We start from the raw sequence: 23,071 nt of genomic DNA on the forward strand, positions 1-23,071 counted from the left end.
GGATATGCGAGGTGCGTTAGGCTCGACACCGCGTAATTATCCGATGCCTTATTCCAAACAGAATATTGACGCCGAAAACCCCCACGTTGTCTGTCATATTGATATCCGCGCATAAGGATTTCACCACAGAGACAAGCGGGCAGCGCTGCATCTCGTCGAACCGGATATGAGGAGCTTTTGTGCGTGGTTTCAGATTATGTGCGGCGGGCCTGAGCGTTCTCGCGCTCACCTGCCTGTCGGCTACCGCCTTCGCCGATGAGCCCGTGCCGGTCCAGGGTTCGTCCGACGTGGACGTCGTACCGCCGCCGCCGGGCGCGAACGACTGGTCCTGCCGGCCTAGTGCCGCGCATCCGCGCCCAATTGTGCTGGCGCACGGCACCTTCGAGAACCGCCTGGATAATTGGTTCGCGATGTCACCGAGACTCGCGGCGGCGGGCTACTGCGTGTACGCGCTCGACTTCGGCCTCGGCCTCGGCGGCACGGTGTCCGGCCTCGGGCCGATGCGCGAATCCGCGCAGCAGATCACGGATTTCGTCGACCGAGTGCTCACGACAACCGGAGCGCAGCAGGTGGATATCGTCGGCCATTCGCAGGGCGGCGTGCTGCCTCGGTACTATCTGAAAAACCTCGGCGGCACACCGAAGGTGCATACCCTCGTCGGCCTCGCGCCCGACAATCACGGCACCGAATGGGGCTTGATCGGCCTGCCGATCACCCTCGTGCCACCGGCAACCGATCTGGTGTGCCCGTCCTGCACAGAACAGCTGCCGACCTCCGACTTCATCACCCAACTCAATAGCGGCGGCGAAACGCAACCCGGCGTCAGCTATACCGTCATCGCGTCCAAGTTCGACGAGTTCGCGACGCCGTACACCACCGGTTTCCTCAACGGCCCCGACGTCGACAACATCACCCTGCAAGACGTCTGCCCCGGAGATTTCGCCGAACACATGGCGATGACATCCGACCCCGCCACAATCCAATTGGTACTCAACGCATTAGACCCGGAACACAAGGCTCCGATTCCCTGCGGCATCGGATCGATACACGCGAAATAGCGGGCCCCCAATTCCGGTGGCGCATGTTCCCGGGTCTGTCCACAATGTCCGCATCGCCGATAGCCTCGCGACCGGCGGCTCCCCTCGCCGCCTGGCGGCTCCGGCCGCTAGCACCGCGAGCGATCGGCTATCACGGCGGTCGCCTGCGATAGCCGATCGTTCGCCGGCGACTAGCCGGGAAGCTGGAAGTCGGCCTTGAAACGCGGCCCCGGCGGCAGCCCGCGCAGCGCGGCGCTGATCCAGGCCACCGCGGGCGGCCACACCGCCACCGCATTGACGACGTGTTCGGGCAGCGGCATCGTGTAGAACCGCAGGTCCGCACCCCGGTTCCAGTAGTCGTTCACCGCGGGCAACACCACGGACGCGGGAATCAACTCATCCCAGATCCCGTGGTACCAGAAGATCGGACTGTCCGGAATGTGTTGCCCCAGGCTCTGTTCCTGCAGCACCTGCATCACCCCCGGCGCGTTTTCCAACGTCATCCCGGGATTGAAGTAGTCACTGATCGGCCGATACATCCCCGACAACGCCACCGTGTACACACAACGACTCTGCATGTCCTGCAGGATCGCCTGGCCTTCCTTGTTCAGCAGCTTCGCCGCATCGAACTGTTCGGGAAACTCACGGGACAACCCGGCGAAGCCGAGCCACATGGTGAAGTTGCTGATTCCGGTGAGGCCGGGCCGCTGTTCGGTCGCGTACCGCGCTTGCAGGCGCAGGTCACCGGGCGTGCCGCCGATGGCCGTACCGAGCAAACGAACGTCGGGAGCGTAACTTTCGCGCAGTTCGGCCGCGCGGATCGACCCGGAACCGCCACCGGAATAGCCGTACGTGGCAATTCCGGAATCCGAAAGGCCCAGCGACGCTTCATTTTTCATGGCCCGTAGGCTGTCCAACACCATCTTGCCCTCGTCGAAGGTGTTGAAAGTATTGAACTTACCGTCGAAGTCGGGCACGTTGATCGCGAAACCCTGCGCCAGCCACCCCACCGCCAGCGCGGCTTCCTTCATGGTCCCGACCTGCAGCGTGTAGGACGGGTTGCACGCCGAGTTGGTCGAGTCGATCGCCTCCTGGAAGGAAACCACCGGCCGCGGGCCGCCCGTCCACGGAATCCCTGGCGTGATCACCGAGGTCGCGGTCGCGATCGGGTTATCGTGAATGTCGTTGCTGCGAAACAACAACTGCCTGGTGTCGACGGGGAACAGTATGCCGATTATTCGGGTCTGCACGGTGCGCGATCGAATGATCTGCCCCGGCGCGTAGGAGTCCAGGTCTTCCGGATCGGCGTACCACGGGTCCTCGGCGGGCACCGGGATGGGCAGCAGGTCGTAGATCTGCGGTTCGGCGGGCAACTGTGGCAATTGATTCTGATCCGGCGGGAATGCCGGATACGGATCGGCTGCCGCGAGTCCGGCGCTGGACACCGCGAGGCAGAGCGCCGTCAATGGCACCGCCGCCCATGTGAATCTCTCCCCGAACATGCACCCTCATCTCGTCACGTGTGATCGGCATTATGCGAAGACCGAACTGGTGTCAGTACACCCCGCGCGCGAGAACGTCCGCTATCGACAAACCAACAGAGTCGTCTCTGGGACAGTTGTGCACATCCATAGAATTCGATCCGCGGCGGGTCCGCCCGAAGTCAGGCAGAGAACCCCTTCGATTCCAACAGCTGCGCGGTCCGCGCCGCCGACAGCGTCATCGCCTCGGTCGGCCGCTGCGGGTCGTAACCCGTGAGTTCGGCGATCCGCGCCAACCGATAGGTGATGGTGTTGCGGTGCACGAACAACAGTCTGGCCGCGGCGTTTTGATTGCACTCGTTCGCGAAGAACACCCCGAGCGTCTCCGCGAGCACCGGCTGATCCGCGAGCGGCTCCAGCACCGAGGCCAGCTCCTTGCGCACCGACCCGTCGACCGCCACCGCGTACTCCAACCGCAGGTCCTGCCGACGGCAGATCACCTCACCGCGCGACAGGCATCGACCGAGTTCCGCGACCACCCGCGCCTCCGCGAACGACGCCGGTATGGCCGCCCGCGTCAACGCGGGCGAGACGCCGATCCACAGCACAGGCGCTGCGCCCGTGCCGATTCCGGGTGCCAATCGGCTGGACAGGTTCTCGATGACCGCGCTCTCGTCGCGCGCATCGATCGGAATCAACGCCGTCCAACCACTGATGTCGCGGCGCAGGAACGCACCGGGGAGATCGTGGATTCGACGCCGCAGATCGGTCAGTGTGCCCGGGCCTGGGTCGCCGGGGCGGATCACCGCGACCACGAACGCCTCCGCGACCGGCACCGCGGGATCACCCACCCAATCGACCGGATCGCGCCCGGCCAGCAGTGCGTCCACGATGCCGCGCCGCCGTTCCAGCTCGTCCCACGGCCGCCGCCTGGCATCCTCGACACAGGCCACCGCGATGCGGGCCGTCATGAGCGAGAGATACTCCGAGAGCGGGCGGCCGATCTCCGCCAGTGCCGCCCGACCGGCCGGAGATGCCGTGGTCGGCAGCTGAGACCAGAGGAAGTCGACGCCCGCCCGATAGTTGCCGAGCACGTCGTCCAGCGGCATCCCGTCGTGCACCAGCGACACCGCGCGCTCGACCAGCGGACGGGTAGCTTCCTCGGTCGGCTCGCTACTGTCGAGCCAGAACTGGAAGAACAACCGCACATTCAGCTCGGCGGCAGGCACGAAGTCCGCGTCGACCAGTGAGCTGGGCACCCCGTCGTAGACCGGAGATTGCGTCGAGAAGCCATCGACCAACGCGAGCGCATCCGACAGCAATCGCTCGATCGTGGCGGCCCGGCGGGTGCTGCGATCGAACGCGGCAACGGTGCCTGCTGTGGTCACGGCAACTCCCAACGACGATGTCTGGTACCGCCCGTCGATGCCCGATTTCAGGAACCTGGTACCGAAGGTGACGCGAATCTAGCAGACCGTCTCAGCCACCGATAGGATCCACCGATACCGCTATCGGTCGCCGCGGTCGTCGTCGCCGCGACACCCGCGCAGGGTGGGGTCCGGGCTGTTCTGTTTGTAGGAGTCCTCGGTCCAGAAACTGACGGTGCCCCAGACGGCGATCGCTCCGATCACCAGCGCGACGAGGGTTACCAGTACATCCATCGAAAGTCACACTCCCCGTACCGGAATCGAGCGCCGCGCGGGTGGTAGCTCGAAACGATTGTGGAAATTCGCGTCATTGCGTGGTCTAGCCATGCAGCCATGCTGGCCGCCGGAGGGCGGCAGGGGTATCCGCCGAACGTCCGACAGCGCCCGGTCAGCGATCGATCGCCCGTTCGCAACCCTGGAGTAGCTGGCCCACCGGCATTCGATCCGCGATTTCCGGCGCAGCTGCCCACCGACTGCCGATTTCCAGCGAAAAGTCACGTTTGATTGCCGCGGATCCGGGGAATTGCCCGCCTGTAGCTGATCGACCGTGCCTGTTCGCGGCGGTGATCAACTGCGAAACAGGAGCGCAACGCTGATATCGCCAACAGACAGTCCGAGTTCGACCAGGACGAGATGACAGCCAGACTCAGCCATTACCCGGGGCCGCCGCGCCGGGAGTTTCAGGCAAGCGCGACCCCTTTCACCGATCACGTCCAGGCCGAAGGCACCAAGGACCGAATCGCCGCGCGGTAAGCGGTGAACTGGCCGCGCTATGTCGGCTCGCGCATCGCACTGACGAATCGAGGAGACCATGCCTGAAATATTGGATACCCATCGAGGAAAGACCCGGCGTCGCACGTCACTCACCGTCGGCGCGGTGGCTCTGCTCGCTTCCGGGCTGCTGGCCACAGCGCCGTCCGCAGTGGCCGATCCGTCGGCCGAGGCGACCAATGCGATCGACGCGCACTATGCCGACTTCGGCGGGTCGGGGTCGTTCCTCGGCGCGCCGCTCGGACCGGCCACCGACGTTGCCGGTGGCGCCGAACGCGCCTACCAGGGCGGCGTCATCTACTTCTCGCCGAATACCGGCGCGAAGGCCGTGTACGGCGAGATTCTGGTGAAGTACAAGTCCCTCGGCGGCCCGAGCGGACCGCTGAGCTTCCCCACCAACGATGAGACCGGTGCGGGCGATTCCGTGGGCCGCTTCAACGATTTCGCCGAGCCTGGCGGAGCCGCGATCTACTGGAAGCCAGAAACGGGCGCATGGGCGATCAAGGGCAAGGTGCTCGACGCTTGGCGTGAAAGTGGCGGCATCACCGGGCCTTTCGGCTACCCGCGCTCGGATATGACCGTCGACAACGGTGTCGCGACGGCCAACTTCGAGGGCCCCGGCGGCACCGAAATCAAGTGGTCCGACAGCGACGGCCTGGCGACGCTACCGCCTGAGCTAGCCGCGACCCTACCGGGATTCCGCGCGAACTCACCCGATGTCGCGGTGCCGAACCCCGGCGTCGACGCGACCAATGACTCCGGCAACTCCGGAATCAACAGGTGGTGGGGCATCCCCATCGGTTTGGCCATCACGGCTGTGGTCGGTGGACTGCTCGGCATGCTCGGTCGTCGACGGTCGGACCCGACCCCGACCACAACGCGTACGACCCGGGCGCCGGTCGCCCCCAGCGCACGCACCACGACGGGCGATCGACAAGGGTTCGTGCCGCCGCGCACCGACGCCACCGCTGCGGCCGGTGCCGGTGCCGCACAGCGTGGCGCGGGGAATGTCGCCGGTGCACACGAGATGCACCGCGACGCACCGCGCACTCGCGGCTGATCAGCACAAACGACCACGGAAAGGAACGACAATGGAATGGCTGTTGGGCGTACTAGGTGGGCTGGTCGGCGGCAACATGGCCGGCGCGGGTAAGGGTTTCGGTCTGGCCGGAAATAGTGCGGCAGGCGCGGTCGGTGGCGGCGTCACCGGCGCGATCATTCAGGCGGCAACCGGCTCGGGTCTCGATCTCGGGCAGGTCATCGGTCAGGTCGCGGGCGGTGGTGTGGTCGGCGCGGTGCTGACCGCGGTGCTGGCCATGTTCGCGAAGAATCGCGGGACGGCCGACCGGCGCGAGACCGTCGATCACCGCTGATCCCTTGTAACACAAACATTCCCGGCGGTGCGTCCGTTTCCGAGACGCACCGCCGGGAAGTGTTTCCGCTAGTTCTCGCGCAGACTCGACTGCAGCCGGTCGAACTCCTGCTTCGTCATTTCTTCCGGCGACCGCTCCGGCAGCTGCCGCGATTCGACGCCGACCGGGCCAACGTTTCCGCCGTCGAATACCACTGAGGCCCAATTGTTCTGGGCTTGCAGCGTGGTGTAGTTACGGTCGTTGTTCACGCTGGTCCGAACGGTGCCGGACTGGATCGAGCCATTGCAGTTCCAGTCGATGGGCTGGTCCGCCGAGCCCGCGGTCTTCCTGCGGGTGTTATCCGGGCAGAAGTACACGGTCCTCCACCCCGCTGCCACCGCCCCGAGTCCCTGGCGCTCCTGCAGCGAATTCTCGTTCAACGCAGGAGGGTTCACGTTCGAGTAACCGAAGTTCGCACTGCCGTCGGTCTTCGGTACACCCGAGAACTGGAAGCTGTAGTTCATCACGCTGAGGTAGTTCGGCTTGTAGTTGACGTGGTCGGTGCCGCCGTGCTTCAGGCCGAGGTTGTGCCCCAGTTCGTGGATGAACGTGCCGACATTGCCGTCGTCGCCGGGATTCCAGTTGCACTGGGGGCCGAGTGCGACGACGAAGGTGTCCGCCGGGATGCCCAGCGAAATGCCGCTGCTGCACCCGTTGTCGTAGGAGTCCGCCCAGATCATGTAGTGGAAGATATGGGAGCGGGCGGAGGCGAAGTTGGTTCGCTTGATCGCCGCGACCTGATCGTCCACCGGGGACAAATTGCTGTCGTAGGGCACCTGATTGCCGCCACCGAGATCATATTTGGTGCCTCTGGCGTTGCCCGCGTCCAGATGAATATTGATCCCGTTGCGGCCGTCCGGATTGGTCACCGGGGCGGCGGCGAATACCCCGGTGACCCGATCGAGCGCAGCGGTGGTCGGCAAGCGCCCGTTCATGTAGTCCATCTCGACGAACAGGTCCTTGTGCTTCGGATCCGCGCCCATCTTGGGCAGATCCACGTCGATCTTCCCGTCGCCGTTGGCGTCGTATCCATTGATCTCCCATACGTCGGGCAATCCGTCACCGTCGCTGTCGACCAGGGCGGCCTCCGGTTGAGCTGCGGCGGTAACCGGGGTCAGGAAAGCCCCCAGCCCGGTTAGTAGCGCGAAGGTGGCGATAAGAGTTTTTCGGTAAGGCGACACCTCGGACTCCTTCCGGATCGTATGGGGGACGATCCTGCTATTTCGGACGAACTTTGTGATGACGCAGCGCCGGCTATTTCCAGTCGACCTGCGGGGAGCGATAGAAATTGATGCCCTGCGCGGCCCAGATCGGGCCCTGCTTGGCCAGGCGCTCCCGATACTTGTCCCAGTTGTGCGTCGCGGCCGGTGACCAGCCGATTTCGGCGATTCCCGCCAGCCGCGGGAAGGCCATGTACTCGATATCGGCGCTGGTCCGCAGGGTCTCCGACCACAGCGGTGCCTCGACACCGGCGAGTTGATTCTCCGAGACGCCCTGCAAGAAGGTGGCCGGATCCCAGTTGTAGGAATCCCGCACCTCGACATAGCCCGCCCAGTGCAGGCCGAGCGGTGAATCCTTGTTGTACTGCATATCCAGGTACGCCTTGTTGGCCGGCGACATCAGGATCTTGTTGCCGCGCTTGGCCGCGGCCGCGACATCGGCATTGGTGTTGGCGGTATCCCAGTACTGCGGAATGGCCGATGTGGGCGGGTTGGTGACGACGATGTTGTGCCAGCCGGTGGCCTTCTTGTCGTAGGTGGCCAGCATCGGCGTCACCTTGTCGTAGAAGGTCTTGTAGTCGGCTGCCGAGGTGGAATGTGCCTCGTCACCGCCGATGTCGATGTACTTGCCCGGGGTGATCGCGGACAGCTCGCGGATGACATCCTCGACGAACTTGTAGGTGGTCGGGCTTGCGATGCACAGCGAGCTGTAGCCCACCTCGATGTCGGTGCGCGGCGGCACCGGCTTGCCGTCACAGTTCAACTCGCCATACGACGCCTGCGCGGCGTTGGTGTGGCCGGGCATGTCGACCTCGGGAATCACCGTGATATGCCGGGAGGCAGCGTATTTCACGATGTCGGCGTACTGCGCCTGGGTGTAGTAGCCACCCGGGTCACCGCCCACCGCGGTCTGCCCGCCGATCTCGGCCAGCTTCGGCCAGCTCTTGATCTCGATGCGCCAGCCCTGATCGTCGGTCAGGTGCAGGTGCAGGGTGTTGACCTTGTACTGGGCGATCTGGTCGATGTAACGCTTGACCTGATCGGGCTTGAAGAAGTGGCGGGCCACGTCGAGCATCGCGCCGCGCTGACGGAAGCGCGGGTAGTCGACCACCTTGCCGCCGGCGACCGGCCAATCCTGGTGCTGCACCGTCGTTTTGTTGATCGCCGCGGGGAACAGCTGGCGCAGCGACTGCACGCCGCCGAACAATCCGTCGGTGGTGTTCGCCTTCAGCGTGATTCCGGACTTGGCGACGGTGAGCTGGTAGCCCTGGTCGCCGACGCGGTTGCCCGCGTCGCCGAGCTCGAGGGTGATACCGGGCTTGGCCAGGTCATACCGCTCCACCACCGGCAGCGGGAAGCCCGTGGCGGGCCGGAGCAGCCCACCCAAGTACTCTCCGACGTCCTTGGCCTGGTGCTCGGCGCGGATCACGCTGGCGGCGGTCAACTTGAAGTTCGCCCCGGCGTCGGACTTGGCCTCGACGGGGATGGGCACGATATCGGTGACCGCGCGCTCGATGGATTGTTGGTTGTCGGCTGCGTTACCGGTTAAACCGGGCATGACAAGCGTGGTGAGAGCCACGGCTGCGCCGAATGCAAAGGGGTATAGAAGCTTTCGCATAGCGTACCTCCGGTACAACTTTAGGGGGCATCCAGAAGTATGGATCAGCGTGCAAGATATGAGTGGGGACCTTCTCAACTGGGGATATGCGCGTTTTACCGATCATCGATCCGTGGCGGAACAAGAACATGCCGAATTCCCCACTTCTACTGGGGATCTCCGTGCGGCTCGTTCATGTCATGCTTGCGCCGGTTGCTCGGGACACGGCGGCCAGCAGGCTGCCCGTTGACTGAGACATCCGCTTGTCCAACAGCTCTCATGAGATATCCACTTGTCCAACAGCTCTCATGCCCGCTGAGTGCGTCGTTCGGCGTCGTCTCGCAGCGAGCAACGGGAAATAGATGTCGAGGTGGATGATTCGTGAGCCCGGTATGGATTTTCTCGGCCCGACGGAGACTTCCGTCGGTGAAGGGTATCGAAAATGGTGGCGGTACCGCGCAAGTGGCCGTCGACGTCGACGAACGATTGGTAAGCCGATGCGAATATCCGGTCCGATTACCGCATCCGCGCTCGTATTTGCCGGGCTGCTGATTTCCGGTTCCGTGGCAAGCAAAGTGCCCGAGGGTGTGCTGGCCGCCGCGATGTCACCCACCGGTGCGCCGAATTCGGCGGCCGACCGATCGGTGCTGCCGACCTCCGCCGAATCGCTTCGGTTGCAAGCAAATCCGCCGCAGGATCCGGGGCCGGATGCCACGGTCCCGATCCACGACGTCGCCCTGCCCAACGTGCCGACCCGGGGCATTCCGGAGATCGCGCTAGCCGCCTACCGCAACGCCGAACTGTCCCTGCAGGCCTCAACACCCAACTGCGGCATGCCGTGGCACCTGCTGGCCGGCATCGGCAAGATCGAATCCAACCACGCGGGCAACGGGCGCACCGAACCCGACGGCACCACCCGCGGCATCATCTACGGCCCGGCGCTGGACGGCACCCTGCCCGGCAACGAGGTAATCAAGGCCGCCGAAGGCGGCTACGTGCGCGCCGTAGGACCCATGCAGTTCCTTCCCGGCACCTGGACCCTCTACGCCGCGGATGGCAACGGCGACAACAAATCCGACCCCAACAACATCTTCGACGCCGTCCTCGGCGCGGGCAAATACCTCTGCTCCGGCAACCTGGACATGCGCGATCCGAAGCAGGAGACCCGCGCGGTCCTGCGATACAACAACTCGCTCGACTACGCGTCGAAGGTACTCAGCTGGTCCAACGCCTACAAAACCGGCGGCGCACCACCCCAAGGCGAACTCGCCCCCATCCCCGACACCCTTCCCAACGGCGGCATGCCGGACGGTGCGGGCTCGAGCATGAGCGCAGGCGAAACAGCCGTCATCGCGGATCCCGCCACTTCGCCGGACACCCCCGCCCCGGACACAACAACGGATCCGAACCCCACCCCCACGACGGACGCGCTCCCAACCGACCCCCAAAACCCCACGGGCACTCTGGTACTCAAAATCCAGGTGATGATCAACATCCCCGGCCGCGCACCGATCCCGTGCGGCGTCTTCTGCCCGTCCCCCTTGCCGAACGTGCCCACCATCCCGCAAACAACCACACCACTCCCCACCACGACCACACCGCCAGACACGACAACGTCCCCGATACCAACCCCGTCGACGACACCCACCCCGACAACCACCACCGTCGCGCCGACAACCACCACCCCGCCGACACCCGCCTCGATCACATCCAGCCCGTCGATACCGCCACAGGCCAACAACCAACAGCCAGCCGCACCGGCTCCCACACCCACCGAACAAAAGCCCCAAACACCCACCGCAACAACAACCCCCAAGCCAGCGACACCGACCACGACCACTCCACCGAAACCCCCGGCCCCGCAGCCCACCCCCAGCCAAACCCCGCAGGCCCAACCCACCAGTCAGCAGCCAGCAGCTCCGGCCACCCCCGCACCCAAACAACCGCAGATGCCAACACCAACCACCCCGGCATCCAACCAACAGCCAGCCGCACCAGCGCCTGCGCAACAATCAGCCGCACCAGCCCCGGCCCCCGCACCTGCTCCCGCAACCCCCGCACCAAAGCAGCAACCAGCCGCACCGGCTCCGGCTCCGGCTCCGGCTCCGGCCACACCAGCTCCCACAACCCCCGCACCAAAGCAACAACCAGCCGCTCCGGCCCCGGCACCAGCTCCAGCTCCGAAGCAACAGCCCGCAACCCAGGCTCCAGCTCCGGCCCCCAAGCCGCAACCAGCCACCCCGGCTCCCAACCAGAAGCCACCCAACCCAGCACCGAAACCCGCACCAGCACAACCAACCACTCCCCCCGTACCACCCGCTCCACACCCCTGAGCGGCACCACCCCCGAGACCGGCAGCGTGGACCCGGCCACCGTGATATTCGGATGCGCGTCCATTACCTGCCGACTAGCGTCCGAGCGATGCTCCTTTCCTACGATGTCGCGGGCGGCGGGCCGCCGGTGGTCCTGCTGCATGCGGGTGTGTGTGACCGGCGGATGTGGGATCCTCAGTGGTCTGCGCTGATCGATGCGGGGTATCGCGTTGTGCGTTGTGATTTCCGGGGTTTCGGGCAGAGTCCGGTGCCGCCGCACCTGTTCAATGATGCCGAGGACGTCCTTGCCCTCCTGGACCTACTCAGCATCGGGCGTGCGGCACTCATCGCCTCCTCCTACGGCGGGAAGGTCGCCCTGCAGATCGCTGCGCGATGGCCGCAGCGCAGCACTGCCTTGGCGTTGCTGTGTACCGCTGTGCCCGAACACCATCCCAGTCCGGAGTTGCGGGCGTTCGATGCACGTGAGGAAGCCCTGCTCGACGCCGGGGACATCGCGGGCGCGGTGGAACTCAATGTTGCGACCTGGCTTGGACCGGACGCGGATGCCGAGATGCGGGAAGCCGTGCGGCGGATGCAGCGCCGCGCCTTCGAGCTGCAACTGGCCGCCGACGACGCACCCGGCCGGAGACAGGTCGAATTCGACCTGTCCGCGATCAGCGCTCCGGTACTTGCCGTCTCCGGCGAGCACGATCTGCCGGACTTCCGCCAGATCGCCGCCCGGCTCCCCGACCAGCTGGCCCACGCTCGTCACCTGGAGCTCTCTGGCGCGGGCCATCTCCCCAATCTGGAGCGTCCCGTCGAGACAACGGCAGCGCTGATCGCCTTTCTACGGAAAACGATCCCGGCCAACTGAGTTGACAATGCAATAATTCAATCCGGTAAGACGTCTTGTCAGATTGACCGCTGCTTGCTAGGTTTCCACTATCAGCTATCCATCAGCTACATCAACGCAGCCGTCCACCCAACCCAGGAACTCACCGTCCATACCCACCAGGAGGACCTGGATGCGCCGACCTTCGACGCCGCGATACGTTCTGATCCTCGAAACCACCGTCCTCGCGATGATCGCGGCGGGCCTGACCCTGGCCCGCCTATCGACCAAAAGCCCTGGGGGCGTGACGATCTACCTGTTCGTCGGCGCTGTGCTCGCCGGCCTCGCCGCGTTCGGAGCATTCCATGGCGCCCGTCGAGCACGCGACGAGCTGGAACGACAAAATCCCGACGACACCACTCTGGACCCCTAGTCCGGGTCGAGCCCTCCCACAACGCGCCTCTTCCGCACGCGGGTCCTGCCGCACAGGATATTTCGGCTATCAGGTCATGGCCTGCCAGCACCCGGCGTGGGCGCTGGAAACGCCACCACCTGTCCACTGGGCGCCGATGACTCGGGACCTCCCCAATTCTGGCCGACGACATACAGTTTCGGATCTTCCCCGCGGCTGAGCACGCAGGCGAACGCGCCGCGGTCGAGTTCTACTGTGGCCAATACTTTTCCGCCTTCGGCGACTCGCACGCAATGCCGGTTGCCCACGTCGGCGTACCACACCGCACCCTCGGCGTCGACGCAGATCCCGTCCGGATGATCGCCCGGTGTCCGCGCCCACACGTGGCGATTGGCAAGCCCGCCATCGGATTCGATGTCGTACGCGGTGAGCTGGTTGGCGTAGGACTCGGCGACGATCAGGGTCGCGCCGTCCGCGGTGATCGCCATCCCGTTCGGGAAGGCGAGACCGTCGGCGACCCGCCGGACGCTGCCCTCCGGCGTGACGAGCGCGATCGGGCCCGGCGTGAATTCACCACCGGGAAAGTCGAAGCCGATGCTGTTGACGTAGGCGTTGCCGCGATCGTCGACCACGATGTCGTTCCACGGCTTGTTCGACACGGCGGACAGATCGCCGTGCGTAACGAGCGACCCGTCGGCCTCGCGCCGCAGCAGCCTGCGCTGCGCGGAATCCACGACCAGCAGTCGCCCGTCCGGCAGAAAGTCGATGCACATCGGGAACGACGGGATCTTGACGATCACCTCGGGCCGGTGGTCCGCGCCGAGCGCGATCACCTGGTTGGCTCCCCAATCGGAGAACCAGAGCCGGCCGTCGTGCCAGCGCGGGGACTCACCGAACACGATTCCTTCCAGCAGAATTTCGGGCTTGGTCATGTCGCGATGTCCTTCTGTAGTCGGTACAGAATCTGACGTGGCGAGCCGCGAAAACTCATCGGCCGGTTATTGCGAGCGGTACACCACGATGCCCGGCACCGACCGGACATAGTCGGCGAAGGGCGAGTCGACCACCTTGTTGTTCTCCGCCAGGGAGGACGCATTGCGGAAAACAGGGCCGCTCGGCGTCATCACGAAGATCCCGACGTGGGTCACGTCCAACCCCGCTTGACCGGTGTAGGCACCGATGTAATCGCCCGTCCGGAGTCCGCCGATGACACCGTCACGCACGGCATCGCTGGGAATGAAGGTGATGTTGCGATCGACCACCGGCAGCCCGGGCAGGTATGTCCCGCCATCCGCCTTGGCATTGAGATGCTTGGTAACTGCTACCGCGGCGGTACTCAGCGCGCCGGTGACATCGGTCGCCGCGATTCTCGGCGTATTCACCCAGTCGCTGAAGAAGTGCTTGCGCTGCAAGAAATCGACGCGCCCACCGGCATACCGCGTGTCGATCAGGTTCGCGTCGAATTGAGGGCGATCGGCGGACCGGCTCAGCGCTTCGACATAATCGAGATAGGTGAAGCAATCCACCCGGCGAAAGTCGATGACGAGTTGTTCCCGCTGCGTCGCGGACCCGACGAGCATGTCGGCACCATATGGCGTACCGAGAAACTGCCGCGACAACAGCTCGATCAATTCGCCCTTGCTCTGCCCCGCGGGCGCACCGGCCCGCAACGCCAGCAGCGCATCGATCTTCCCCGCCGTGACGCCATCGACGTCAACCGGCTCGGCGAGCGCCGCGGGCACCATCGACGCCGTGCCACCGGCGAGCACCAGCAGGACGAGCAGTAGTCGGGCCAAGATGCGCAAGGAGCCTCCAACACGGTGCACGATCACTCGAAGAACAACCCCCACGGTAGCCCGACGGTCAACCTGAAAATAGCGGACCGCTTCTGTCCGCTAGGGGTGTGAAGGTGGATACCGCCGGATCAGAACGCAGCAGGTTTGTCCAAGCCGCATGCCGCCGCCTGCGGTGATGATGGCAACGCACCGGTTGACCAGTGAACGCGTGCGACGACGCACTGTTCCCGGTCCGAGCTGGTGTGTGGAGCGCCGCGGGTGGAGGGGATCAGCGGCGCTTCTCGCAGCCGGCGGCGACAACCCGCACACGACAGTGGGCCGCTGCGCGAAACACGCAGCGGCCCACCGAATATCGTCACGCCACTAGATACGCTGGCTTCTTCTTGAAGACACCTTTGATGCCGACCGGAGTCACCATCTCGGCTCCTTGCCCACTCTGCGGCGCATAGTTGATCGGGCCGCACACCACTGCCCGCGCACACCGGGCCGTAGCACCGGAAGGCGAGGACGCCTGATCATCCGGAACCGCGTGCAGCGCGGCCACTATGAACGGCGCGATGGTGGCCGCCGTGACGAAGGTCCGTATCGACCGCGGCAGTGCCGGTATCGAAGGGACGGGTGTCATTTCCGGTCGCCGCGGCCGAACGGCCACGCGTCGGTACCCGGCGCCTCGGGCGCTTCCTGCATGCCCTGGCTGCTGAGGCTGCCCGGGTACAGGTATTCGCTGGCGGGCCGCCTCTTGCCGTTCAGCCACGCGTCGAAGAAGCCGTCCAGCTTCTTGGTGGTGCGGGACTGCACGAACTGACGGAACTCGGGGATCGACGCGTTCCCGTGCTTGTGCCCCTGCGCGAAATCTTTGACGGCGGTGAAGAATACGTCGTCACCGATGTAGCGGCGCAGTGCGTGCAGGAACAGCGGGCCACGGGTGTAAACGGTGGTGAATTCGTTGCCCTTGCCGGGGTTGTAGAGCGGTGTCGCCCAGACGTTCTGCCGATCGGCACTGGCGAGGGCCCGGCGATAGATCGCGTCGGCGTTCTGGTGATTGACCCGTTCCGGGTACAGGATGTCGGCGGTGTAACTGGCGAAGCACTCGTTCAAGCAGACATCGCGCCAATCCTTGACCGACACCGAATCACCCCACCACTGATGGGCGTTCTCGTGGATCAGCGTGTTCAAATCCGTCCACGGCGCGTAGATCGGCCGGGTCTGGGTCTCCAGCGAGAATTGCAGGTCGGTATCGACATAGATGCCGCCGCCCGCTTCGTGCGGATACGGACCGTACAGCTGCTCTTCGAAGGCGAGCACGCTGGGCAGCTTCTTTTCCAGATCCCTCTTCTGCTGGGCATTACCCGGCGCGAAGAAACTTTCCAGCGGCGTATTGCCGGCCTTCTGGTCCAGCCGGGTGAACTTGTCGATGGCGATCGTCGAAAGGTATCCGATGATCGGATCCTTGGCCTCCCAGGTGACGGTGTGCTTGCCCGTCCCGGCGGCCACGTCCGAGGTGCGGATGCCGTTCGATGCCACATCCCAGCCGGTCGGCACGGTGGCTTTCACGCTCAAGGTGACCTTGTCCAGCGGAGTGTCGTTGAGTGGGTACCACGTTGTCGCCGAATGCGGTTCGCCCGCCGCGAAGGCGCCACCGGAGGGCGAATAGGTCCAGCCGTTGCCGTTGCTGTCGGGGACCGTGCCCGCGTAATCGACGACGACCGTAAACGGTTGTCCCAGCGGCAATGCCGTCTTCGGGGTCACCACGAGTTCGTGCTCGCCGGTCCGCTTGAACTGCGCCGGCTGGCCGTTGACGGCGACGGAACCGACTGCGGGACCGGCATAGTCGAGGTCGAACGCGGACAGGTTCTGGGTGGCGTTGGCCGTGATGGTGGCCTTGCCCTCGAGGTTGTGCGACGACGGTGTGTAGTCGATGGCGACGTCGTAGTGGATCGCGTCGTAACCGCCGTTGCCGTCCTTCGGGTAGTACGGGTCACCGAGACCGTCCGAGCCCGGCGTCGGGTCGGCCGCGCTGGCGGCCGCACCGTTCGGCGAATCCGGCGGCGGCGCGGCCACCGCGGCGACGCCGGCCGACAGACTCAACGCGAGAGCCAACGCGGACACCGCGACCGGCCGCGCTCTCAGCGCGGCGGGGATCGGCGTGCCTTTGTCTGACCACTTGTGAATTCGCATGGTGCACAACCTCTTTAGTAGGCGATCCGGTGAGCGAGCGGTCGCGCGAACGTGTCGTTGCCCTTCAGATCTGTCATCGACTGCAGCAAATGCCACCGCGGCAATCTGCAGGTTCTGCCGGGTTGGGGCCTGGCCGCTCGCTCGGAGCGACCAGGCCTATTCCCCGTAAAGCGAGGTGCCGCTTGGCGGCAACGTTCAGCGACCGCTCCAGCCGCCGAGCACGCGTCCGGTGTTGTTGGCGTCGATGAACACGACCCACTGCACGGGTTGCTTGCCTTGTGTGGCAGCGCCTTTGACCGCGACCTGATACGCGGGGACCGCCACGCTTGGCGCCTTCGAGTTCTTGGTGGCCAGCTTCGGGTCGTACCACGTGGCGGTCGTCGCGGAGACGGCGAACTTGTCGCGCGGCTGCTTGGTCAGCTCGGCGAGCGCACGCAGTGCGGTGGCCGCCACCGCGGCGGGCGGCGTCTTCGCCTCGGCCGGGTATTTACCTTTCGCCTGCTGCGACAGTGCGCCGCTGGCCGAGATGAGCGAACCGTCGGTGGCCAGTTTCTGCGCCACCGACGCACCGAAGACCGGCACCGAGTCGATCTCCTGGCGCAGCCGGACCGTGGTGCCCTGGTCTGCCGGGGTCTGCTGGTCGGCCGGAGACGCCGAGTCGACGACGAGGTTGCCGACCGATCCCGCACCGAAGACCTGCTGGACGGTCTGCGCCTGAGCCTGGGCGATGGCCGGGGCCTCGGCCTGCGTGCCCGGCGGGATCGGCAGCGGGTTCTTGAAGATCACCCGCATGACGATTCCGTCGGGATCGGTGAAGACATTTCTCGGCAAGGTGGGGAGCTCGAAAATGCCCGGCTTGGTGGTCGTCGGCGGGGTGGTGGTCGTCGGTGCCGACGTGGTGGTCGGCGACGGTGCGGTGGTGGGCGACAACGTCGTCGGATCGGTCGACGGTGACGGCGTGGTCGTCGGTGCCGTGGTCGTCGGATCGGTCGTCGTCGGCAAGAACGTCGTGGATTCGGCCGACGTGGTGGCGTCGGTCGTCGGCGTTGATTCGGTCGTCGGCGACGAGGTCGTCGGCGCGGACGTCGAAGGGGTGGTCGGCGTTGGGGTTGACGAGGGCTGGGCGAGCGCACCGGAGCTGGTCGTGAAAACCGTTGCCGCTAAAACGAACACCACGGTAGCGGTGTAGCGCGCCGCCCTTCGATGTGGGTAATTCATATCCAAGTAGAACCACACCACGGACGTTATTTTCGACTGGGGACGCACTGGGGAGTTCGTATTACGACTTAATTAACTTTCCCCGCGCGGCAATTCGGCGAAGTGTCCCTTACTTGCGGTCCGGTGGCAGCACTTTCGGCGCAAGTGCGACGAAATATCAAGCCACCTAGCCGGTCCGGCAGCCCGATGACGCCGCGGCGCGACGGTGTCCTCCGACGGACCTTCGGTGCCGCGATCGACTCGGCACCGCGGAGCAACGTCTGCTCCGTGCCGAATAGCGCCGACGCCACAGGCGGGTACGCGGTGGGTCGCGGCACCGAAGGCTCGCCGACGCGCAACCTACGGACAAAGTTCGATTCGCAAGTCACGCACCGTATCGCGAGGTAAAATGCACGGTCATTTACTGTGTAGTCGATCGCCGATTCGGGTGGCGAAGTCCTGCCAGTTGGCCGCGTTCTGCCGAGCCATATCGAGCACGAGATTCAAACAGTGTTCCGGGATGCGATCGGCCAGATCGAGTGACTGCGTCGGGGTGCGCGGGCTGGCGTCGAGCCAGCGCAATACCGTGCGCCCGGTTTCGGTGAGACGCAGCGACGGATCGCGGCGCAGGCTCTGCAATACCGACGAGGGGCAAACCCGCTCCGGCGGTGCCGGATCGGGCGCGAGCGGCGTGCCCTCGGTGCCGTCGCACGGCTTCTTCCTGCGCTGGTGTTCGACGTCCGGGCGGCGCACTCGGCGCATCCGGCCGTCGCGCCCTAATCGGTGCCTCGTCTGGGGAACCTCCCCAGACGACTGCCTGCGCACCGCACCGACCGTCTTGTGGTCCAGCCCAGCGACTTCGGCCACCTTGCGGTCCGACCACAGCGGGTACATCCGCATAATGCGCAGCGAGGCGGCTTTGCGATCGAGAATCGACAGTGGCAGGCCGTGCGCGATGTTGGCCTGCACCGCGAGAACGAACGCCTCTTCCTCGGTGCCGTCGAAGAATTGCGCCCGGATGACGTTGTCCCCCTTCAATTTCGCGGCCTTGAGACGGTGTACGCCGTCGATCAGCCGCATGGTTTCTCGATGCACCAGGATCGGCGGCAGTTCCGCCTCCGTCGTCGCTAGCACCTGCGTATGCGCCGAGTCCTCAGCGCGCACGCGCAGTGCGCCACTGATGTCTATCGACTCGATAGGAATCTCGATGACTACGTCGGCAACTCCGACTCTCGCATCGTCGTCCACGTTCAACCTGTGTTCACTCACGGCGGTACTCCTGCGTCGAAGCCGAGATCATTCCGTAGCACACTTCGCCCCGCGTCCAGTACCGATCCGAACCACCACAACAAGCGGGACGAATCGATGCGGTAGGCACGGCGCTGTGCCGGGTCAGCGGTGACTAACTAGCGCGGACAGCAATATTTCACATTGGCAGAGTTACGGCAACGATACGGTGTCGAAACGACCCTGCATTCGCAATCTGCGGATCGCCAGCGTGATTCGCCGGCGTTATTTGTGAATGGTGTTAACCCGAAGATCCCCCACTCCACCTTTCGGAAACATTTCGGAAACTACCAGTTCCAGCCCGAAACCGCAGTCAGCGTGGATACGCTTAAGAGTTGGACTTGTCCGTCGGGCCGCGACGGCGGTGACGGACATGGTTGTACGCCACAATATATGGCGGTACAAAGCTCCGAGCGCGACGATCACCCTGAGCGCCGCGACAACAATAATCCCGAACCATTCGGATCAAGACACAACAAAACGACGGTATTCCGACCGAATGGAATTACCGCTCGACCTACACCACGTGCCGCAGGCACACCCATTGCGCGTTCGTGTTCAAGGCCCCTCTCGCACACGAAGAACAAGGCGGGTTGCGCCTTGTTCCAAACGATTTCACCTGAGGAACTTTTCTGCCCGAACATCCCTCAGTTCCGATCCATCCTATCATCGGACCTCACGCCGAGCAGCGCGAAGAACGAAAAACCCCGGGTCCGTTCGCCCTCCGAGAGTCCATACAGGAGAACATGTTTCGGTGTATCCGGGAGGCGACACCGAAGAACTTATCGAGTGTCCAGTCGCCGACATCTCGGTGGTTTCAAACAGGCGCTGCCGGGGAGCACGGAATCGGCGTCCTTGTGACACCCGGCTTCGCTGGCCTGATCGGACAGGCGGCGGGGGTGCGATCTTACGTAGTACCCACCCTGAGTTCGGCACCCCACGCGATGCGAGATCACCCCTAGCACTGCGGTATTGACGGCAAATAGCGCTGCGGCGTGATGCTCGGTCGGGTCGTCGATTTCTATGGTCGGGGCATGCTCAACGTCGAACCCGATTCAGTTGCTCATGACGCACCTCGCGGCAGCACCCGGCTGCGCAGCGCACTCGCCCTCACCGTGGCGGCGGTCGCCACCGCCGGCCTAGTCGGCGCGGCGACCGGCAGCGCGGGCGCCGCACCTGCCGGAGGCTGCCTGTGGGCGGGCACCAGCCATGCGCAGGGCACGACCGTCGTCGCCGGTGGCCGTGCTTTCACCTGTGCGACAGATCAACTCGGCGCGCCGCACTGGCAGCGGGGTGCGGACGTCCGCACACCGAGCACCGTCACCGAACCCGGCGCCACCGCCGCGCCCGCGGGCAGTTTCAGTGCCGGAGCGCAGCAGCCGGGCACCGAGTACAACGACTACTGCGTTGGCACTCAGCTCGTCGACGGCAGCGAGTCGGTGTACGAGGTGGTCTCCGACGCGAACGGCGCCCTGCGCTGGAAGGCGGCCGGACCGATCTCCCAGTGGACCTTCACCCCGGGCACCGGCCCGGTACCGACCACCCGCTCGGCCAGCCTGTGCCCGCCCGACCAGGTGATCTGGCCGGAACCGGCCCGATAGCCGAATCAGTAAGCGATGAACAAGATCTCGTCGCGCGAGTACTCGTGACCCGGATGATTCTCGGCCAGGTGGGCCGTTGTCTTCTCGACAAGATCGTCCTCGTCGATGCCGACGATGGCTTCTCCGCAGGGGCAGTTCAGGTTTCGCTTCATCAGGTGTCCTTCCCTCTCGTTAGACAGTCTAAGCGGACGGGCAACTGGACCCTGAGGTTCCCGGTCCATCAGGACTGGCCCCATGGGGGTAGTCCCCTACGCATCCCGGGGTACCCGGAGTAGTCCGCCTGGCCGACGCGCTCACGATGGAACCTTTGCCATCATGACGTCGAGCCGAACGTCGAGGAGGACCACCGAAGTGATCACATTGCGCAGCTGCGCGCTGGCGCTGACCGCTGCCATGGCCGCGACCGTCCTGCTCACCGCGTGCGGGCAGGACGCGCCCGAGCCGACCAGCACGGCGCCGGCGAAGATCACGCTGCCGCCGCTGAGCGGCCGCTACCCGGTCGGCACGACCGACCTGCACCTTGTCGACACACGACCGGACCCGTGGCATCCGGCCGACAAGCGAGAGCTGATGGTCACCGTGACTTACCCCGCGCAACGCACCGGTGAACGCGCCGCCTGGATGTCGCCGGGCGTGGCGGCCGCCGTCGACCGGAGCGCGGCCAGTGCGTCCGAGGACGGCCTCAAACCCGGCACGATCGACTGGGCGGGCACCAAACGCCAGGCGAGCATCTCGGCCGAGGTGGACCGTACCGGCGGCGCCTGGCCGGTCGTGCTGTTCTCGCACGGCTTCGGGGTGGAACGCGAGCTCAACTCGGTCCGCACCGACGACCTGGCCAGTCACGGCTACGTCGTCGTGTCCATCTCCCATACCTACGACGCGAGCGTGGTCGAGTTCCCCGGCGGACGGTTGGTCACCAGCGCTGCGCACCCGGATCCGGCGTACCTCGCGACCTCGGTCGATGCCCGCGTCGCCGACGCCAGGTTCGTGCTCGACCAGCTGACCCGCTTGCACAAGGGTGAGAACCCGGACGCCGAAAATCGCACGCTCCCTCAGGGATTGGCGGGCACGCTGGACCTGTCGAAGGTCGGCATGTTCGGCCATTCGCTGGGCGGCTTCGCGGCGGGCGAGGCGATGTATCAGGACCAGCGCATCGGCGCTGGCATCAATCTCGACGGCGGCATGAGCGTCGGCAAAGTCGGCGAGATCGTGCAGCACGGCGTGGACCGTCCGTTCATGCTGGTAGGCGCCGACGGCGTGAACCCGGCGACGGGGCGCGAGTTCGAGCACTCCCACGTGGACGACTTCGACCCGAGCTGGCACCAGTTCTGGACCAATCAACAGGCCTGGAAACGGGACCTGCACTTCGACGGCGCTGCCCATATGAGCTTCACCGATCTCCAGGTCGCGGTGCCGCAGTGTGCCAGCCTGCTGACCGAGCAGACGCGGCAACGCGCGGTCGGCACGATCCACCCGGCCCGCTCGGTGAGCGCACAGCAGGACTACCTCGCGGCGTTCTTCGACCTGCACCTGAAACACCTCGCCACCGACCTGTTCGACGGGAACAATCCGCGCTACCCGGATACCAGGTTCATCCCCTGACGCCGGGCGCAGGACCATCGGCGACGTTCACCTAAGCTGCTGGTCTTATGGCCCTTCCCGCAACACTGCACAACTTCGCCGTCCAACTGGCCGATGTCGACCGCGACGTGTACCAGGACCTGGAGTTGCGGATTGCGCGCCACCCGTCCGAGACCGCCGAGTTCATGGTGACCCGCCTGCTGGCCTACTGCCTCGAATATCAGGAGGGGATCGCGTTCAGCGAGGGCGGTGTCTCGTCCACCGACGAGCCCGCCGTCTTGGTCCGGGACCTGACCGGACGACTCACCGCCTGGATCGAGGTCGGCGCGCCCGACGCCGAACGCCTGCACCGCGGCAGCAAGCTGGCCGGACGAGCCGCCATCTACACCCATCGCGATCCGGCCAAAGTGCTGGCCCAGCTCGCGGGCAAGCGCATCCATCGCGCCGAGGCCATCCCCCTCTACAGCTTCGATCGCGACTTCATCGATGCCGCCGTCGCCGCGATCGACCGACGCAACACCGCGACCCTGTCGATCACCGAACGCTCGCTGTACCTGGATCTCAACGGCACGAATCTGAGCGCACCGGTCGAAGAGCACGCGCTCGGCTAGGTCCGCGATTCGGGGCATCATCACGGCGGACCTTGCTACCCTCACGGCTCATCTCATCCACGTGGAGGATCTGTTGAACCGTTCCATGCTGAATGTTGTTGCCGCCGGAGCTATCTCTCTGGCGATCGCCCTGCAGCCCGCGTTCGCCACGGCCGCGCCTGCGCTCGAGCCAGTGACCAACGCCGCGACCCAGGTCACCGCCCCGTTCGACCCGATTTGCCCGCTCTGCTTCATCCGTGAATTCCTGGAGAGCGGTTCGGGGCACCCGTAATTCACCCGGCCGGGCGAGCGGTATGCGTTCCGCTCGCCCGGCTGAGGG

General features: G+C 65.2%; 23 protein-coding genes. 11 read left to right on the forward strand and 12 right to left on the reverse strand.

All coding sequences use genetic code 11. From position 1 onward, the window contains the following. Positions 1–179 precede the first annotated feature (179 nt). Positions 180–1,058 carry an esterase/lipase family protein gene (locus ACIA8C_RS33740; RefSeq protein ID WP_397141778.1) on the forward strand — a complete coding sequence of 293 codons (879 nt, stop codon included), beginning with the start codon at positions 180–182 and terminating at the stop codon, positions 1,056–1,058. A 170-nt stretch (positions 1,059–1,228) separates the two neighbouring features. On the opposite strand, the gene ACIA8C_RS33745 is transcribed toward ACIA8C_RS33740, so the two are convergent. From ACIA8C_RS33745 to ACIA8C_RS33755, 3 genes are all read right to left on the reverse strand, one after another. Beyond that, positions 1,229–2,539, reverse strand: a complete 1,311-nt coding sequence (locus ACIA8C_RS33745) for a lipase family protein (RefSeq protein WP_397141780.1) — start codon at positions 2,537–2,539, stop codon at positions 1,229–1,231. A gap of 161 nt (positions 2,540–2,700) precedes the next feature. Further along, entirely contained in the window at positions 2,701–3,906 is a 1,206-nt protein-coding gene (locus ACIA8C_RS33750; RefSeq protein ID WP_397141782.1) for a PucR family transcriptional regulator, read from the reverse strand. A 120-nt stretch (positions 3,907–4,026) separates the two neighbouring features. Next, positions 4,027–4,179 (reverse strand): hypothetical protein, encoded by a 153-nt coding sequence (locus ACIA8C_RS33755; protein WP_397141784.1) that lies wholly within the window; start codon positions 4,177–4,179, stop codon positions 4,027–4,029. Positions 4,180–4,756: 577 nt separating this feature from the next. Here ACIA8C_RS33755 and ACIA8C_RS33760 point away from each other — a divergent pair. Next, entirely contained in the window at positions 4,757–5,776 is a 1,020-nt protein-coding gene (locus ACIA8C_RS33760; protein WP_397141786.1) for an LGFP repeat-containing protein, read from the forward strand. Between the two features lie 31 nt (positions 5,777–5,807). After that, positions 5,808–6,089, forward strand: a complete 282-nt coding sequence (locus ACIA8C_RS33765; protein WP_396996312.1) for a hypothetical protein — start codon at positions 5,808–5,810, stop codon at positions 6,087–6,089. Positions 6,090–6,157: 68 nt separating this feature from the next. Here the strand turns inward: ACIA8C_RS33765 and ACIA8C_RS33770 are convergent, their stop codons facing one another. Both ACIA8C_RS33770 and ACIA8C_RS33775 read right to left on the reverse strand, forming a co-directional pair. After that, positions 6,158–7,309 carry a hypothetical protein gene (locus ACIA8C_RS33770; RefSeq protein ID WP_397141788.1) on the reverse strand — a complete coding sequence of 384 codons (1,152 nt, stop codon included), beginning with the start codon at positions 7,307–7,309 and terminating at the stop codon, positions 6,158–6,160. 73 nt (positions 7,310–7,382) lie between these two features. Further along, positions 7,383–8,906 carry a beta-N-acetylhexosaminidase gene (locus ACIA8C_RS33775; protein WP_397141790.1) on the reverse strand — a complete coding sequence of 508 codons (1,524 nt, stop codon included), beginning with the start codon at positions 8,904–8,906 and terminating at the stop codon, positions 7,383–7,385. Positions 8,907–9,508: 602 nt separating this feature from the next. Between ACIA8C_RS33775 and ACIA8C_RS33780 the strand changes: the two genes are divergently transcribed. The 3 genes from ACIA8C_RS33780 (at position 9,509) to ACIA8C_RS33790 (ending at position 12,522) form a co-directional block, all read left to right on the forward strand. Then, the gene (locus ACIA8C_RS33780; RefSeq protein ID WP_397141792.1) at positions 9,509–11,278 is read left to right on the forward strand and encodes a lytic transglycosylase domain-containing protein; all 1,770 of its coding nucleotides are present in this window, start codon (positions 9,509–9,511) and stop codon (positions 11,276–11,278) included. An 88-nt stretch (positions 11,279–11,366) separates the two neighbouring features. Next, positions 11,367–12,131 (forward strand): alpha/beta fold hydrolase, encoded by a 765-nt coding sequence (locus tag ACIA8C_RS33785; protein ID WP_397141794.1) that lies wholly within the window; start codon positions 11,367–11,369, stop codon positions 12,129–12,131. A 151-nt stretch (positions 12,132–12,282) separates the two neighbouring features. Continuing rightward, entirely contained in the window at positions 12,283–12,522 is a 240-nt protein-coding gene (locus ACIA8C_RS33790; RefSeq protein WP_397141796.1) for a hypothetical protein, read from the forward strand. A gap of 74 nt (positions 12,523–12,596) precedes the next feature. On the opposite strand, the gene ACIA8C_RS33795 is transcribed toward ACIA8C_RS33790, so the two are convergent. The 5 genes from ACIA8C_RS33795 to ACIA8C_RS33815 form a co-directional block, all read right to left on the reverse strand. Further along, positions 12,597–13,433: an SMP-30/gluconolactonase/LRE family protein gene (locus ACIA8C_RS33795; protein ID WP_397141798.1), complete on the reverse strand. Its 837-nt coding sequence runs from the start codon at positions 13,431–13,433 to the stop codon at positions 12,597–12,599. A gap of 66 nt (positions 13,434–13,499) precedes the next feature. Then, on the reverse strand, positions 13,500–14,246 hold the full coding sequence (locus ACIA8C_RS33800; protein WP_397142147.1) for a DUF1460 domain-containing protein: 747 nt from the start codon (positions 14,244–14,246) through the stop codon (positions 13,500–13,502). A gap of 406 nt (positions 14,247–14,652) precedes the next feature. Continuing rightward, entirely contained in the window at positions 14,653–14,922 is a 270-nt protein-coding gene (locus tag ACIA8C_RS33805) for a hypothetical protein (protein WP_397141800.1), read from the reverse strand. Beyond that, a complete protein-coding gene (locus ACIA8C_RS33810; RefSeq protein ID WP_397141802.1) occupies positions 14,919–16,475 on the reverse strand; it encodes a M1 family metallopeptidase in 1,557 nt (518 codons plus the stop codon). The genes ACIA8C_RS33805 and ACIA8C_RS33810 overlap by 4 nt, the downstream gene beginning before the upstream one ends. A gap of 195 nt (positions 16,476–16,670) precedes the next feature. Next, the gene (locus ACIA8C_RS33815) at positions 16,671–17,267 is read right to left on the reverse strand and encodes a hypothetical protein (protein ID WP_397141804.1); all 597 of its coding nucleotides are present in this window, start codon (positions 17,265–17,267) and stop codon (positions 16,671–16,673) included. Here ACIA8C_RS33815 and ACIA8C_RS33820 point away from each other — a divergent pair. Next, complete coding sequence (locus ACIA8C_RS33820) at positions 17,266–17,664, forward strand: hypothetical protein (RefSeq protein ID WP_397141806.1); 399 nt, start codon at positions 17,266–17,268, stop codon at positions 17,662–17,664. The two genes, ACIA8C_RS33815 and ACIA8C_RS33820, sit on opposite strands and share 2 nt — an antisense overlap. Positions 17,665–18,089: 425 nt before the next feature. On the opposite strand, the gene ACIA8C_RS33825 is transcribed toward ACIA8C_RS33820, so the two are convergent. After that, positions 18,090–18,941 (reverse strand): ParB/RepB/Spo0J family partition protein, encoded by an 852-nt coding sequence (locus tag ACIA8C_RS33825; RefSeq protein WP_397141808.1) that lies wholly within the window; start codon positions 18,939–18,941, stop codon positions 18,090–18,092. A 1,052-nt stretch (positions 18,942–19,993) separates the two neighbouring features. On the opposite strand from ACIA8C_RS33825, the gene ACIA8C_RS33830 reads away from it, so the two are divergent. Then, entirely contained in the window at positions 19,994–20,560 is a 567-nt protein-coding gene (locus ACIA8C_RS33830) for a hypothetical protein (protein ID WP_397141810.1), read from the forward strand. Positions 20,561–20,565: 5 nt separating this feature from the next. On the opposite strand, the gene ACIA8C_RS33835 is transcribed toward ACIA8C_RS33830, so the two are convergent. Then, entirely contained in the window at positions 20,566–20,712 is a 147-nt protein-coding gene (locus tag ACIA8C_RS33835; RefSeq protein WP_396996290.1) for a DUF1059 domain-containing protein, read from the reverse strand. Between the two features lie 199 nt (positions 20,713–20,911). Between ACIA8C_RS33835 and ACIA8C_RS33840 the strand changes: the two genes are divergently transcribed. From ACIA8C_RS33840 to ACIA8C_RS33850, 3 genes are all read left to right on the forward strand, one after another. Continuing rightward, entirely contained in the window at positions 20,912–22,162 is a 1,251-nt protein-coding gene (locus tag ACIA8C_RS33840; protein ID WP_397141812.1) for an alpha/beta hydrolase family protein, read from the forward strand. Positions 22,163–22,209: 47 nt separating this feature from the next. Beyond that, positions 22,210–22,752, forward strand: a complete 543-nt coding sequence (locus ACIA8C_RS33845; protein ID WP_397141814.1) for a YaeQ family protein — start codon at positions 22,210–22,212, stop codon at positions 22,750–22,752. 61 nt (positions 22,753–22,813) lie between these two features. Then, positions 22,814–23,023 carry a hypothetical protein gene (locus ACIA8C_RS33850; RefSeq protein WP_397141816.1) on the forward strand — a complete coding sequence of 70 codons (210 nt, stop codon included), beginning with the start codon at positions 22,814–22,816 and terminating at the stop codon, positions 23,021–23,023. Positions 23,024–23,071 lie beyond the last annotated feature (48 nt).

The organism is Nocardia sp. NPDC051321, from assembly GCF_044455225.1.
Classification (GTDB): Bacteria; Actinomycetota; Actinomycetes; order Mycobacteriales; family Mycobacteriaceae; genus Nocardia.